Source organism: Methylophaga thiooxydans DMS010 (assembly GCF_000156355.1).
Lineage (GTDB): Bacteria > Pseudomonadota > Gammaproteobacteria > Nitrosococcales > Methylophagaceae > Methylophaga > Methylophaga thiooxydans.
Genome location: NZ_GG657906.1, coordinates 148,248 through 163,300, shown reverse-complemented (window position 1 = coordinate 163,300; position 15,053 = coordinate 148,248). Strand labels below are relative to the sequence as shown.

The 15,053-nt window shown below is 46.7% G+C and carries 12 protein-coding genes; 8 read left to right on the top strand and 4 right to left on the bottom strand.

Annotated features, from left to right (window positions below):
- The first annotated feature begins 192 nt into the window (after positions 1–192).
- Both MDMS009_RS14560 and MDMS009_RS14555 read left to right on the top strand, forming a co-directional pair.
- A complete protein-coding gene (locus MDMS009_RS14560; protein WP_008292181.1) occupies positions 193–2,325 on the top strand; it encodes a TonB-dependent receptor in 2,133 nt (710 codons plus the stop codon).
- A gap of 23 nt (positions 2,326–2,348) precedes the next feature.
- Positions 2,349–3,455, top strand: coding sequence for a PepSY-associated TM helix domain-containing protein (locus MDMS009_RS14555; protein WP_081443643.1), 1,107 nt, complete (start codon positions 2,349–2,351; stop codon positions 3,453–3,455).
- Here MDMS009_RS14555 and MDMS009_RS14550 read toward each other — a convergent pair.
- From MDMS009_RS14550 to doeB2, 4 genes are read right to left on the bottom strand one after another with little or no spacing between them, the layout of a single operon-like run.
- On the bottom strand, positions 3,448–4,809 hold the full coding sequence (locus MDMS009_RS14550) for an NAD-dependent succinate-semialdehyde dehydrogenase (RefSeq protein WP_008292209.1): 1,362 nt from the start codon (positions 4,807–4,809) through the stop codon (positions 3,448–3,450). The two genes, MDMS009_RS14555 and MDMS009_RS14550, sit on opposite strands and share 8 nt — an antisense overlap.
- A gap of 7 nt (positions 4,810–4,816) precedes the next feature.
- Complete coding sequence (gene doeA, locus MDMS009_RS14545) at positions 4,817–6,088, bottom strand: ectoine hydrolase (RefSeq protein ID WP_008292251.1); 1,272 nt, start codon at positions 6,086–6,088, stop codon at positions 4,817–4,819.
- Positions 6,085–7,359 carry an aspartate aminotransferase family protein gene (locus MDMS009_RS14540; protein ID WP_008292268.1) on the bottom strand — a complete coding sequence of 425 codons (1,275 nt, stop codon included), beginning with the start codon at positions 7,357–7,359 and terminating at the stop codon, positions 6,085–6,087. Before MDMS009_RS14540 ends, doeA begins: the two co-directional genes overlap by 4 nt.
- 57 nt (positions 7,360–7,416) lie before the next feature.
- Positions 7,417–8,577 (bottom strand): N(2)-acetyl-L-2,4-diaminobutanoate deacetylase DoeB2, encoded by a 1,161-nt coding sequence (gene doeB2, locus MDMS009_RS14535; RefSeq protein WP_008292183.1) that lies wholly within the window; start codon positions 8,575–8,577, stop codon positions 7,417–7,419.
- A 226-nt stretch (positions 8,578–8,803) separates the two neighbouring features.
- On the opposite strand from doeB2, the gene MDMS009_RS14530 reads away from it, so the two are divergent.
- From MDMS009_RS14530 to MDMS009_RS16795, 6 genes are all read left to right on the top strand, one after another.
- Positions 8,804–9,406 carry a TetR/AcrR family transcriptional regulator gene (locus MDMS009_RS14530; protein ID WP_036314921.1) on the top strand — a complete coding sequence of 201 codons (603 nt, stop codon included), beginning with the start codon at positions 8,804–8,806 and terminating at the stop codon, positions 9,404–9,406.
- Between the two features lie 77 nt (positions 9,407–9,483).
- Entirely contained in the window at positions 9,484–10,644 is a 1,161-nt protein-coding gene (locus tag MDMS009_RS14525) for an iron-containing alcohol dehydrogenase (protein ID WP_008292118.1), read from the top strand.
- Positions 10,645–10,659: 15 nt separating this feature from the next.
- Positions 10,660–11,649, top strand: a complete 990-nt coding sequence (locus MDMS009_RS14520; RefSeq protein ID WP_008292287.1) for a zinc-dependent alcohol dehydrogenase family protein — start codon at positions 10,660–10,662, stop codon at positions 11,647–11,649.
- Between the two features lie 24 nt (positions 11,650–11,673).
- A complete protein-coding gene (locus MDMS009_RS14515) occupies positions 11,674–12,774 on the top strand; it encodes an alkene reductase (protein WP_008292110.1) in 1,101 nt (366 codons plus the stop codon).
- A 30-nt stretch (positions 12,775–12,804) separates the two neighbouring features.
- Complete coding sequence (locus MDMS009_RS14510) at positions 12,805–14,739, top strand: PQQ-dependent sugar dehydrogenase (protein ID WP_008292178.1); 1,935 nt, start codon at positions 12,805–12,807, stop codon at positions 14,737–14,739.
- 137 nt (positions 14,740–14,876) lie between these two features.
- Positions 14,877–15,053: DUF3135 domain-containing protein (locus tag MDMS009_RS16795; RefSeq protein WP_154647059.1), on the top strand; the 177-nt coding region annotated here is incomplete at its 3' end.

Here is a 15,053-nt window from a genome sequence, read left to right as displayed (position 1 = left end):
GCATTGTTAGCGCTGAAAAATCACAGGCGTTTTTAACGATTACGCGGATCTGTCTTATCTACATATCAGGCCAGATTTCCCGGTTTCGGATTAAATACTTTCTTAATTTTAATTACACCCACCTTTATCGCTATTGATAATCGTTATCGTTTAGCTTAAGATTATCTACCATTTTCAGCACAGCAGGAGAAAATGGTGAAATTAAAACCCATTGCACAGCACACCCTCTTTATCATTCCCTCGCTTTATTTTTCATCGATGGCATTTGCCGAGCAGGCTATCGAGTTGGATGAAATGACCATCACCTCAACGCGATCGGAAACAAAACTGAAAGATTCACCGCAGGTTGTAACCGTTATCAACCGTGAACAAATCGAGCAGCAACTCAAAATCTCTCCAGATGCGTCGCAAGTCCTCAGCAGTTTACTGCCCTCGTTCACACCGGCGAGACAAAAATTGTCTAGTGCGGGAGAAACGTTCCGTGGAAGAGCGCCTTTGTTTCTGATTGATGGTATTCCACAATCTAACCCTCTTCGTGATGCCCAGCGTGATGGCCATACTATTGATTTATCTATGGTAGAGAGGATTGAAGTGATTCATGGTGCGAGCGCGATTCATGGTTTGGGTGCAACGGGCGGTATTATCAATTTTATTACCCGTCGACCTACAGCGAACACATTGGATCAAAACATGAATGTTCAGGTCACGATGCCAACCAGTGAAGCAGACAACGATACATTGGGTTATCGAACCAGTTATGGCTTACAAGGTAGCCAAAATGACTGGGAATATGCGCTTGGGCTAAGTTATGAAAAACAAGGTCTATTTCTGGATGCGGATGATGATGCTATTGGTGTCGACAACACGCAGGGCGATATCATGGCATCGCGCAGTTATGATGTATTTGCCAAACTGGGTTACTGGCTGACTGATAACCAAAATGTTGAATTTCAGTTCAACCGTTATGAATTAGATGGTGATAACGACTACCTCTCTGTCGCGGGCGATCGTGATACCAAAACACCGGCAACATCAATCAAACAAACACCGCCCGGCCAGGCCCCACACAATGAAGTCACAACCACCGCTATTAAGTATGACAACTACGATTTAGCTGGCATGCACTTCAAAGCTCAAGCCTATCGCCAAGAATTTGAAGCGTTATTTGGTGCAGGCATATTCGGTTCATTTCAGGATCCGTCTATTGCACCTGACGGTACACTCTATGATCAATCTCAAACCAGTTCGATCAAAAAAGGCGCGAAGTTCTCTTTAACAAAAGATGATTTGTTGAATAACAAACTGTCATTAACAGGTGGTATGGATATCCTGCATGACACCACTGAACAAGAACTTGCCGCCACAAACCGTAGTTGGGTTCCCGAGACCACATTCAAAAATTATGCACCTTTCCTGCAAGCACAATTAAAACCTGTTGATAGCCTGGTCTTAAATGCGGGTATTCGTCATGAAAAGGCGAAACTGGATGTCGATGACTTCCATACCATTCACTCTACTAATGGTGCCGGCGGTGTTGATGTTGAAGGGGGTGATCCTGACTTTAGCGAAACACTGTATAACGCTGGCATTGTCGTTTCACCACTATCATGGTTGAGCGTTTTTGCTAACTATTCAGAAGGCTTTGGTATGCCTGATGTGGGACGAGTATTGCGTGGTATTGGCACAGAAAATCAAAATGTAAATGACTTCCTCAACTTACAGCCAGTTTTAACCGATAATCGTGAAATCGGCTTTCGAATTAACTGGCAGCCCATCGATTTTGAGGTGAGCTATTATGAGTCCGACTCTGACTTAGGTTCACGCCTTGAAAATGTCGGCGGCACCTATTTTGTTCGCCGTGAAAAAACAGAAATCAATGGCGTTGAAACCACACTCGGTATTCAAGCAAATGACGATCATCGCATTGAACTTAGTTATTCCTATATCCGTGGACGCTATGACTCGGATGACAATGGCACGATTGATTCAGATCTTGATGGTAACAACATCCCACCGAACCGTTTAATTACAAACTGGAATGCCAGCTGGACGCCTAAACTCTCCTCCTTCATCCAGATCAGCCATAACTTTGATCGCAACTTTGATGAAGAACCTGGCGATGATGAAATCAAATTTGATGGATACACATTAGTCGATGCGTCATTGGCCTACCAACTTCCTAAAGGTCGCGTAAACCTTGCTTTTGCAAACCTACTCAATGAAGACTACTTTGACTATTACTCACAAACGGCAAACACGCTTGATGAAAGATACTTCAAAGGTCGTGGCCGTACGGTGACACTTGGCTACTCTCTGGACTTTTAAGAAGAAGTCGATAGTCTGTGCGAATGCGTAAATTCTGGATTGAATTCCATAAGATAAGTGGTCTGATTATATTGATCCCGCTGTTGCTGCAAAGCATCAGCGGGTCGATTATCGTGTTTGATCATGCCATTGATGAATGGCTTAACTCGGATATTCTACTGACAAACGTGGTGGCTGGGTCTTCGCCAGCCCCTATCAGTGAGGTGATGTCAGCAGCCAAAACCGCATTGCCTGACACGTCTTATGTAAGCTCACTGCGTAAACCTCGTCATGAAAATACTGTTTTTATGGCTTATGTCGAAATGCAGAAACAGTCCCCCTATTACGGCAAACGCATGGAAGTGCTGATTAATCCGTATACGGCAGAGGTGACGGCTGTTAGAGAATGGGGGCACTACTTCACCTCCTTTATCTATCTGCTTCACTTCACCTTGTTACTGGATGAATATGGCGCCTTATTTCTAGGGTTTCTCGCCATATTGATACTGCTTAATGTCATCATCGGCGTTTATTTGGGCTGGCCCAAAAGTAAAGCGGCATGGGATTGGCTACTGGCAAGAAAACACCGAAAAACACCCCTGATTGGCAAACTCAGACGCTGGCATATTTTAACGGGACTAATTTCTCTACCCGTGTTTGTAATACTTATCTTGACGGGTATCAGCATGATTTTTCATGATCAAACTGAGGCGATTTTTGATCGGCCACAACCACCTAAATTGGTAGTCGATAACGATCCTGCACAATCCATCGCTATTGATAGCTGGCTGCCGTCAGTAAAAACGCACTGGCCTGATGCAGAATGGATGCGTATTGGTCAGCCGACGACTGCATCACCCGCCGCAACCATAACAATAAGAAAAGCCAATGATCCACGTAAAACAGGCGGGAGCTCGATGTTATGGCTACACCCACAAACCAACCAGGTGTTGGCCGAACAAAACTATGACAAGCTAAGCGTCAGACAAAAAACCGCATTCTGGTTATTTCCATTGCATAGTGGTGAGGCCCTTCACATGCCGGGCCGCCTGCTGGTCTTTATCTGCGGTTTATTAACCACAATACTAACCATTGCAGGCGGCTGGCTTTGGTATAAACGTAAATTTCGTCCTAAACGCCGGCTTACTTAATCCAGATCTGCTTCGCGTTAACAAACTCCTTGATGCCATGTGGACCAAGCTCACGTCCATAACCTGAACGTTTAATACCACCACTTGGTAAACGCGGATCGGTTTTCACAATACCATTGATAGCGACCTGCCCGGCATCGAGTTTCATCGCCATGTCTTTAGCCAATGCGGCATTACGCGTCCACACCGCTGCACCTAAGCCAAACTCGGTATCGTTAGCCAAACTCAAGGCGTGTTCAGCAGAATCAGCTTTCGTTACGCACATAATCGGACCAAAGGTTTCTTCGCGAAATGCACACATCTCAGCTGTGACATCAATTAACATCGTCACCGGATAACTAAAGCCATTGCCTTCAGGCATTTTCCCACCCAATAGACACTTAGCCCCATCATCAATCGTTTCGGTTACCTGCCTGTGCAAGTTTTCACGTAAATCAAACCGGGCAATCGGGCCCACATCGGTGCCTTCATCCAGTGGATCGCCGAGTTTGAGCTTTTCTAAACGCTTATATAAACGGCCAACAAAGTCATCATAAACTGACGTTTCGACAATAATGCGCTTAGCCGCAATACAAGACTGTCCGGCATTAATAATACGAGACAGGCAGGCGACATCGGCTGCCGCTTCGAGATCAGCATCTGCCAATACGATAAGGGGATCGGAACCACCTAACTCCAATACAGCGTGTTTAATTTCTGATGCTGCCATTGAGGCCACTTTTGCCCCAGCACCCGCTGATCCTGTGAATGATACTGCCTCTATATGTGGGTCACGAATGGCTTTTTCTACCAACGGTGTTTCAACCGGCAAATTCACCATAATATTGTCTGGTGCCCCGGCTTCTTTAAACACCTTTTCAATGGCTTCTGCACAGCCCGGTACGTTCGGATCATGCTTCATCACACAGGTATTACCCGCCATCAACGCTGGTGCGAGGTAACGAAAAGCTAACCACAGCGGTGCATTCCATGGCAAAACGCCTAGTAATGTACCTAACGGCTGATAGCAGACAAAGCTGCTGGAAGCATCAGAAGCTAACTCCTCATCAGCTAAATATTGTTCAGCATGATCTGCATAATGCTCAGCACACCACGCGGCTTTTTCTACTTCAGGACCGCCTTCCTTAATAGGCTTGCCCATTTCTTCTGCCATCAGCTTGGCTAACAACACTTTATTTTCTCGCAAACTGGCAGCAACCGCTTTCAATACGGTTTTTCTCTGTTCCAGCGATTGCAAGCGCCAGTGTTCAAACGCAATGTTGGCTGCTGAAATGCGTTGTTTGATTCCGGCTTCATCCAACGCATCATAATTTTTAATAGTTTGCCCAGTGTAGGGATTGGTTGCAGTTAACATCATCACCTCATTTGGATTGTTTGGCCGTTTTGCCTGTTTTTGGGTCTTTCTGGTCGTCTTTTGATTGTTCGTTGGCTCGCGCCTGACCAAGATCAATCAGCTTTTTGTCAGCTTGGTCTGGTTTCACCGTGAAGTCCCTATCCATATTGAAAAACGACTTACACCCATCCGACGTAATATAAATCGTGTCAGAAATACCGCAGGTCTTATTACCATCCACACCCCACATCCAAGGAATAACATGGAAGGTCATGCCTTCCTTAAGCACCGCAGACTCACCTTGTTTCAAACTACAGATATAGCCTTCATCCCAACTTGGTGGGAAAGCGATACCGATTGAATACCCTGAACGTGTTACCAGTCTGGCACCGATATCGTTATTGGAGATGATATTTCTTATCAGGTTATCAACATCAGATACCGTCATGCCCGGCTGCACATAATCATGCAGGGAGTCCAACGCTAACTTCATGCGTTCTTGTGCTTTGTACATCGAGTCGGATAACTCACCCAGCACCACCGTGCGCATCATCGCCGTATGGTAACGACGATAGCAGCCACCGACTTCAAGAAAAACATGCTCGCCCGGCTGAACCGTCCGGCCTTCCCATGTCGCATGACCAATCATCGTACGAGGCCCTGATGTTACATAGGGCATAACGGCAGGTGGCTCGCCACCGGCACGAAACATCGCGGCACTGATCGCTGCGCCAATGTCATTTTCTGTGACGCCAGCAGCCGAGGCTTCAAGCCCTGCCTTCATACCCGCTTCTGTAGCAGCCGCCGCTTTGTGCATCAACTCGATTTCTACCGCTGACTTACACACGCGCCCTTCTTCCACAATGCCGAAACAGTCCAGTAATTTGCCATCGGTTAACGTGGTATGGACAAAATCTTGCTGATAGGCAGGAAAGAAATAACTATTACGTTCATAGCCAATACGCTTATTAGATAGACCAAACTCACGCAAAGCATCAACCAACATTTGAATCGCATCACCGGTATCTGGGTAAGGTCGCGTTCTCTCTACCCATGTACGCGCGATAATATTCGACTCTTCCATTGCCCGCGTAATCATAAAAGGCTCTTGCTCTAATGGCACCACCAGCGCTTGAAAGAATGAATAACCGGTTGTCTGATAATCGGTCATGTACATAATATTTTCAGGGTCAGTGATTACCACAGCATCTAAATGACGCTCGGCAATGCGTACCCGTAACTCACTCAATCGGCGTTCGTATTCCTCAAAAGGGAATGTCATATCATCACGTTGTCTCATGCTGTTTCCTCCATGACTTTCAGCGTGGTATCGACCAGAATTTTTAAGCCTTTCTCAAGGTCTTCATCAGGAATCGTTAACGGCGGTATCAACTTCACAACCCTGCCGCCTGTGCCGCAACTCGCAATAAGCAGTCCGGCTTTAAAGCACTCTTCAACAATCGCCTTGGCGCGTTCACCAGTCGAGACATCCAAGCCAATAATCATGCCTTTGCCCCGCACCTGAATCATGGTGAATTGTTCATCTAAAGGCTGTAATGCTTGATTCATGATGGCTGCCTTGCTTTTGACTTCGTCCATCAAATCATCGTCTTCGAAATAGCTCAATGCCTCGTTACCGGCAACAAATGAAATGCTTTGCCCACGGAACGTACCCGTGTGTTCACCAGGAGACCAATACTCATCGACTTCGGGTTTAATCAGATTCATCGCCATCGGCGTACCCAGACCACCTAAACCTTTAGCCAGGCAAATAATGTCAGGATCGATATCCATATCATCAAAACTAAAGAATGAACCGGTACGCCCCATGCCAACCTGAATATCGTCCACAATCAATAAGGCGCCCACTTCTTTTGCCAACGTTGCCACTGCTTGTAACCATTCTTTAGAAGCTACGTTCACCCCACCTTCGGCTTGCACTGTTTCTAATAGAAAAGCTGCTGGCGGAGTCACACCACTTGATGTATCACGGTACAAACCGCGTAATCTCTCAAGGCTCTCGACACCGCAACCAGCCTCGCAGCCCAGGCAGGGCTTTTCACAACCGAATGGTTGGTGAGACACATGATTCAAAGGCACACCCGCCGCACCGCGAAAATATCGGTTGGCAGTGGCGGCTAACGAACCCAGCGTCATGCCATGAAAACCACGAGTGAAGGCGACGATGTCTTGTCTGGCTGTCACACGTCGAGCCAACTTCATCGCGGCTTCAACCGCATTCGTGCCCGTTGGCCCAACAAATTGCATCTTATGCGACATATTGCGAGGCTTAAGTACGATCTTCTCAAACCGCTCCATAAACTTACGTTTGGCCGTCGTTTTCATGTCGAGCGCGTGGATCACGCCACCTGATTGAAGGTATTCAATCACTGCATTGGTCATGCGCTCGTTATTGTGTCCAAAATTCAACACACCGGCCCCAGCAAAGAAATCAATATATTCCTTGCCGTCCTCATCCGTTTGTCTTGCATTGTTAGCCTTGTCAAATACAACAGGGTAAACACGGCAATAGGCACGGATATTGGACTCACGCTGATCAAATACACTCATTTAACACCTCCAAAATTGGATCAAACCGTTGTGTTAGCAACGGCACATTGCAGTCGGTTATTCTGCTATAGGCGCACCGACCAAGCGCGCATACAAACGGGTAACAACAGGTATTAGTCGATCATTAAAATCATAAAACGGGCTGTGGCAGACCGCTTGATGGTCAGGCCCATCATTTGCACCAATCAGGGCAAAGGCACCCGGTATGTGTTGTAAGTAGTAACTGAAATCTTCTGATGCCATCACGGGTACACGGATCTGATTATCCAAGCTGTCAGCGCCGTTATCACGCTGCCATTGCTGTCTGACAATGGCGGCGTGCTCGGCATGATTAATGGTGGCTTCGTAACGAGGGAAAATCTCAACCTCGCATTCCACGCCATAAGCCGCGGCAGTTTGGCGACTAATCGTCGTAATCAGCTGATTGATTTGTTCACGTGTTGTTTTGTCTGGCACACGGATACTGCCAGCCAACACCGCTTTTGCTGGAATAACTGTCGGCCCACTCGGTGCTTCAATAGATGTGACGCTTACTACCGCTGGCTGTTGAGGTGCAATATGGCGACTTACAATTTGTTGTAAAGCGAGGGTGACCGCACTGGCTGCAAGAACAGGATCACGGCACAACTCAGGCTGACTGGCATGCCCCCCCTCTCCTACTAATGTAATGGTAAAAGTGCCATTGCCACACATGACGATGTCATCAGGACAAACTATCTTTCCAAAGGGAATTGCCGGCCAGTTATGCCAACCATAAATAAAATCGATACCCTCCAAAGCGCCATCCTCAATCATTTTGAGTGCACCATGGCCGCCTTCTTCTGCGGGTTGGAATAATAATGTCACCGGACCGGGTAATTGGGTTTCAACAGATTTCAGCCAACGCGCTGAAGCAAGTAGGGTTGCGGTATGGCCATCGTGACCACAGGCGTGCATACAGCCCTCGTGTGACGAGCGCCATTGATGATGGGTTTGCTCGATAATTGGCAAGGCATCCATATCCGCTCTTAAAGCAATATGTTGTCCTACACCATTAGGATTAAGTCTGGCTAAGGTACCAAGCTCGGCACAGGCTTCCCAGATAATACCCAGTTGCGTTAGTTCATTTCTAATCAGCTCAGCCGTACGAACTTCATTCCAGCCTAGCTCCGGATGCTGATGTAAATTACGTCGCAGTTGCTGCGCGTTTTCAATCGCCTGTTGCCAGATGTCGCCCATCTTGCCCCCTTGCGTTACATGCACCTAATTAGTGCATATAGTGAACTTGGAAAAGCGCCATGGCACCCGAATCGGTTTATTTATGCCTAGATAAGGCCGCTTTCACCCTCAGACTAACACCAAGCAAGGCTTGTTCCAATATTTTGTGATCTAAATATTTATCATGCTGAGGTCATGAATAAATTATCACTAGACGACTGGTCTATTCTGTGAAACAATGCACACCATGAATCAAGCAGCTCGTTCTCGCTCTAGCGACACAAGACAACATATTTTAAGCACTGCCCAAACCATTATTTTGGGTAAAGGCTTTGCTGCGGTCGGCTTGAATGAAATTCTCAAAACCGCTGGAGTACCGAAAGGCTCCTTCTATCATTACTTCGACTCTAAAGAGCATTTCGGTAGCGCGCTGCTGGAAAATTACTTTGATCAGTACATGCTGCTTCTGGATGAAAAGTTGCGTAATGACGGCGCATCAGCTGTAGAGCGAATTCTCCGCTTCTTTGGCAACTGGAAAAATAGCCAATGCAACGACACCACAACCGACAAATGCCTGGTTGTAAAGATTAGTGGTGAAGTCACTGATCTGTCTGAAACCATGCGGCTTGCCTTAAAGCAAGGCACGAACCGCATTATCAATCGCTTGGCTGACTGTGTTCAGGAAGCGATCGATAACAAAGAAATAGAAATCGACGGTGATGCACAAACTGTCACAGAAGAAATTTATTATCTCTGGATTGGCGCGACACTTCTGACTAAGGTCAATCGTGATCATAGTGCCCTAGAGGTAGCAATGAACGCGCTACACGCTCGACTCAATTTGCCTTAGTCTCAACGTCCACGAGGCTTTTTATTTGCCTAAAAACTAGACGACTGGTCTATTAAATTACTAATTAAGGATTACCCGTGAATAATTTCAACTTTTTTAATCCTACCCGTATTGTTTTCGGCGAAGGACAAATCAAAGAAATCGACCAATTGGTTCCTAAAGACGCCCGCGTTTTAATTCTCTTCGGGGGGCAAAGCGCGAAAAAACATGGCACTGTTGATGAGGTCACTGCTGCTTTGAACTCACGCTATTCCGAAGAATTTGGTGGCATTGAAGCGAACCCGAGTTACACCACATTAATGCGTGCAGTTGCACAGATTAAAGACAATAAGCTGGATTATTTACTGGCTGTGGGTGGTGGTTCTGTCATTGATGGCACCAAGTTCATTGCGGCTGCCGTGAATTGTGAAGGCGACCCATGGCAGGAAATTCTGGTAAATAGTGCTAAAGACATACACACAGCACTACCGTTTGGTTCAGTGTTAACCCTGCCAGCAACCGGCTCAGAAATGAATGCCAACTCAGTCGTCACCCGTTATCAAACGAAAGAAAAACTGGCGTTTAAGAGTCCATTGGTTTATCCCGAGTTTTCAATTTTGGATCCAACAAAAGCCTACACCTTACCGCCAAGACAGTTAGCCAACGGTATTGTTGATGCCTATACCCACATCATGGAGCAGTATCTGACCTATCCCGTCGATGCCAAAGTACAAGACCGCTTTGCCGAAGGCTTGCTATTAACGCTTATCGAGACGGGTCCCGAATTATTGGAAAAGCCTACTGATTACACCTTGCAATCAAACTTTATGTGGACAGCGACATTAGCCCTTAATGGTTTAATCGGTGCAGGCGTACCACAGGACTGGGCGACGCATATGATTGGTCATGAACTAACTGCATTACATGGTTTAGACCATGCTCAAACATTAGCGATTATCCTGCCCAGCATCATGCAAGAACAGCGTGAACACAAACACGACAAATTACTGCAATACGCAGAACGTGTCTGGAACATTACTGATGGTGATGATGACAGCCGTATCGACATGGCCATTACCAAAACACGTGATTTCTTTGAACAAATGGGCGTGAAAACGCGATTAAGCGATTATCAAATTCCTGCTGATGCGATTCCCACCATGATCAAGCAACTTGGTGAACATGGCCTGAACCAGCTCGGTGAACACGGAGATGTCGATTTAGATAAAAGTCGTAAAGTGCTCGAAGCCAGCCTGTAAATTAAGGATCTAACTATGTCTAAAGTCATTAAATTTGAGCAAACTGGTGAGCCGGATGTTTTACAACTCATTGAGGAAGATGTCGCCGCACCAGCAAAAGGTGAAATACAAATTAAGGTTGCTGCCATCGGTCTGAATCGTGCTGAAGCGATGTTCCGTCGTGGTCAATACCTGGAAGCCCCTGAATTACCCGCGAAAATAGGTTACGAGGCAAGCGGCACCATTACCGCACTAGGTGACGGTGTTGAAGGCTTTAATGTCGGCGATGCGGTCAGCACCATCCCTAACTTTTCAATGAATCAATATGGCGTGTATGCAGAGCTAACCAATGTCCCGGCATCAGCTGTCACCCACTACCCTGCTAATTTAAGCTTTGAAGAAGCAACCAGTATCTGGATGCAATATCTCACTGCTTATGGTGCCCTGATCGATATTGCCAAAATCCAACCGGATGATTATGTACTGATTCCAGCGGCATCAAGCAGTGTCGGTTTGGCTGCTATCCAACTTTGCAACCTTGTTGGCGCTGTGCCCATCGCGATGACACGTAGCAGTGATAAAAAACAAACCTTGTTAGATCACGGCGCAAAGCATGTTGTCGTCAGTGATGAGGCTGATGTGATTGAGTCAGTTAACAAAATTACGCATAACCAGGGCGTGCGCGTTGTATTTGATCCGGTGGCAGGGCCGATGCTCGAAACCCTTGCTGCGGTCACCGCACAACAAGGCATTATTTTCCAATATGGTGCGCTGAGTAGTGAGGCTACGCCTTTCCCATTATTCACCGTACTGGCTAAAGGAATCACCCTTCGTGGCTACACCTTATTCGAATTCACGAGTAACCCTCAGGCGTTAGCCTCGGCACGCGATGAAATATACGGTTGGCTAGAAAGCGCTCAGCTCAAACCCGTTGTCGCGAAAACCTTTCCGTTAGATGACATCGTCAAAGCTCACCAGTTTATGGAATCAAACAGCCAACTGGGTAAAATCGTCGTCACCGTATAACGCTTAATCAACAAGGAACAACACATGAATGACAGTGTAAAACCAGCACTTGATTTGCTATCACCACTGCAAATGGGTGCATTAACCTTAAAAAATAGATTTATCATGGCGCCACTGACGCGTAACCGTGCTGGCGAAGGCTTAGTCCCCACTGAAATGATGGTTGAATATTATCGTCAGCGTGCTTCAGCAGGCTTGATTATTACCGAAGCGACCTTGGTCACCGAAGACGGCATCGGTTACCCCAACATTCCGGGAATTTATAGCCAGGATCAGGTCAAGGCTTGGAAGGAAGTAACCGATGCCGTGCATCAAGCCGGCGGTAAAATCTTTATGCAAATCTGGCATTGTGGCCGCGTGGGTCATTCATCCATGATGCCGGGTGGTCGCCTGCCTATGGCGCCTTCTGCTATTAAACCTGCCGGTGAAGTCATGACCTATGAAGGCATGAAACCTTACGAAACACCTCAGGCAATGACTAGCAATGAAATTGCCACTGTGATTGAGCAATTCAGAGAAGGCGCTTATAACGCCCTATCTGCTGGTTTTGATGGTGTTGAAGTTCACGGTGCCAACGGTTATCTGCTCGACCAGTTCCTGCGTGATGGCAGCAATCAGCGTACAGATGAATACGGCGGCAACCTTGAAAACCGTGCCCGCCTGTTATTTGAAGTGATGGATGAAGTATGCAAAATCTGGGGCCCCGATCGCGTGGGTGTTCGTCTTTCCCCGCTGCAACCCTTTAACGATATTAAAGACAGCCAGCCTGAGCAAACCTTCCGCTATGCCGTCGAAAAATTAAATCAGTATGGTTTAGCGTATTTACATATCACTGAAATGGGGACAGATGCGCCAGGAGCTGCAGGCCCTGAGTTTGATATTTCAACACTTCGCAAACTCTGGAATGGCGTTTATATGAGCAATTTCGACTACACCCTTGAAAAAGCCAACGATGCGATTCAAAACGGTGATGTTGATGCCATTTCATTCGGCAAACTGTTTATTGCTAACCCTGACTTACCGGTTCGTTATATCAAGCAAGCACCACTGAACGAACCAGACCCAAGCACTTTTTATGGCGGCGATGAACGCGGCTATATCGATTATCCCTTCCTCGAAGCCTGAGGCTGGACAATTTTTGTTAATGGAGGAATCATGAAATTGAAACAACTTTCTCTCGCAACGCTCGCAGCAACATCACTAGGCATGATGGCTTTACCCGCCATCGCTGATCGTGCTGATGCTGAAGCTAACTTGCATAAGCTCAATCTGCCGGATGGCTTCAATATTGAAGTTTATGCAGAAGTACCTAATGCCCGCCAAATGACAATTGGCCAATCAACAGGCACCGTATTCGTCGGTACCCGTGGCAAAATCGTTTACGCGGTGGTTGATAAGAATAAAGACCGTAAAGCTGATGATGTAGTCACTATTCTCGATGATCTTAAAATCGGTAATGGTGTTGCAATGTATCAAGGCAACTTGTACGTCGCAGAGCAAAACCGCATTGCACGTTATGCGGCGCCAGGCTTTGATCTGACGTTACCGTTTGCCCAAATGCGTGAAGTCGTCTTTGAAGACTTGCCTGATAAAGCGCACCATGGCTGGCGTTATATTGGCTTCGGGCCCGATAATAAGCTCTATGTCACAGTGGGTGCACCATGCAACATTTGTGATGTCAGTGGTAATGAAGCCACTATCATGCGGATGAACCCGGATGGTACTGATGCTGAAATCTATGCCCACGGTGTGCGTAACTCCGTCGGTCTGGATTTCCAACCTGAAACCGGCACCCTGTTCTTTACCGACAATAATGTCGACATGATGGGCGATGATAACCCACCGGGTGAGCTCAATGCGGCACCAAAAGCCGGTATGCACTTTGGTTTCCCATTCTACGCCAGCGGTAAAGCACGTCATGATGACTGGAAAGACAAACAGCCACCACAAGATGTGACTTTCCCTGAAGTTGAGTTTCAGGCACATACCGCTAATCTTGGCTTTAAATTCTACACGGGCAAAATGTTCCCAACGGATTATCAAGGCGATGCCATTATTGCTCAGCATGGTTCATGGAACCGTACAGAACCTGTCGGCTATAAGCTGATGCGTGTGACCTTTGATGATAACCACGAAGTCAGTGGCCAGGAAGTTTTCATTGATGGCTGGTTAAATGATGGTGAAGCATGGGGCCGTCCGACAGATGTTTTAGAGCTGCCAGATGGTTCATTACTTGTATCTGACGACTACAATGGCGTCATCTATCGTGTTAGTCATGGTCAGCAACAAGCGAGCACAACACCCGTCAAAACCAACACCAATAAACTGACGGGCTTTGCCATGCCTGAATCTGTGGTGAGTCACACCGATGGCCGCACATTTATCAGTGAAATCGGTGAGTTTGGTAAAGGTGGCGATGGTCAAGTCAGCATCATCCACAGCGATGGCACGAAGACAACCTTGGCAGCTGGCTTGAACGATCCGAAAGGCATCGACTTGTGGAATAACGAAATCTACGTTGCTGATATCAATCAAGTCTTCAAAATTGATATGGATGGCAATGTGACTATCGTTGCCGATAAATCTGACTTTCCGGGTAAAGCCGAATTTCTGAATGATGTCGAGATTGATGGTAACGGTACTGTTTACGTGTCAGATAGCGGCACAGAAGATGGTACTCATGGTGGCGTATACAAAATCACTACCGATGGCAAAGTCAGCGAAGTCATTAATAGCGACTCAGGCATCAAACGTCCTAACGGCTTATTGATGGATGGCGTAGGCACCCTACTCGTTGCTGATTTCGGCACTGGTGATCTATACCGTACGCATCTTTCATCAGGAAAAACGCAGCACCTTAACCAAGGTTTTGGTGGCGCTGATGGGCTCGTCAAAGATACACGTGGTTTTCTTTATGTCAGTGACTGGAAAAATGGCAAGGTGTGGCAGCTAAGCACGCCAGAAGCGACACCACAACTGATTGCCGATAATTTTAAAGCCGCTGCCGATATTGCATTATCTGTAGATGGTCAATCTGTCATGGTGCCGGATATGAAAGCAGGCGAATTAATTTACCTGCCTGTACCGTAATAACCGTTCTGGTTATACCCTTACCGGGGTCTGTTTTTCAGGCTCCGGTTTTTTTATGCCTGGACTCAAGGCAACTGTTTCCCCACGACACTGTCATAAAGTTAAACACTGATGCATATTGCTCAGGGGGGTACCCCATGGCATTTAACTTTGATGAATGGGCCACATTAGCCAAACAAGATTGCATTGCTTTCGAACAAAAGCGAGTTGCAACACTCCAGCAATACATTAAAGGGCATGCGAAAACCAAAGACGACTTGCGGCGTCTTAATGGCCTACAGTTTCGTGTGGACATGATACGGCGTAAACATAAA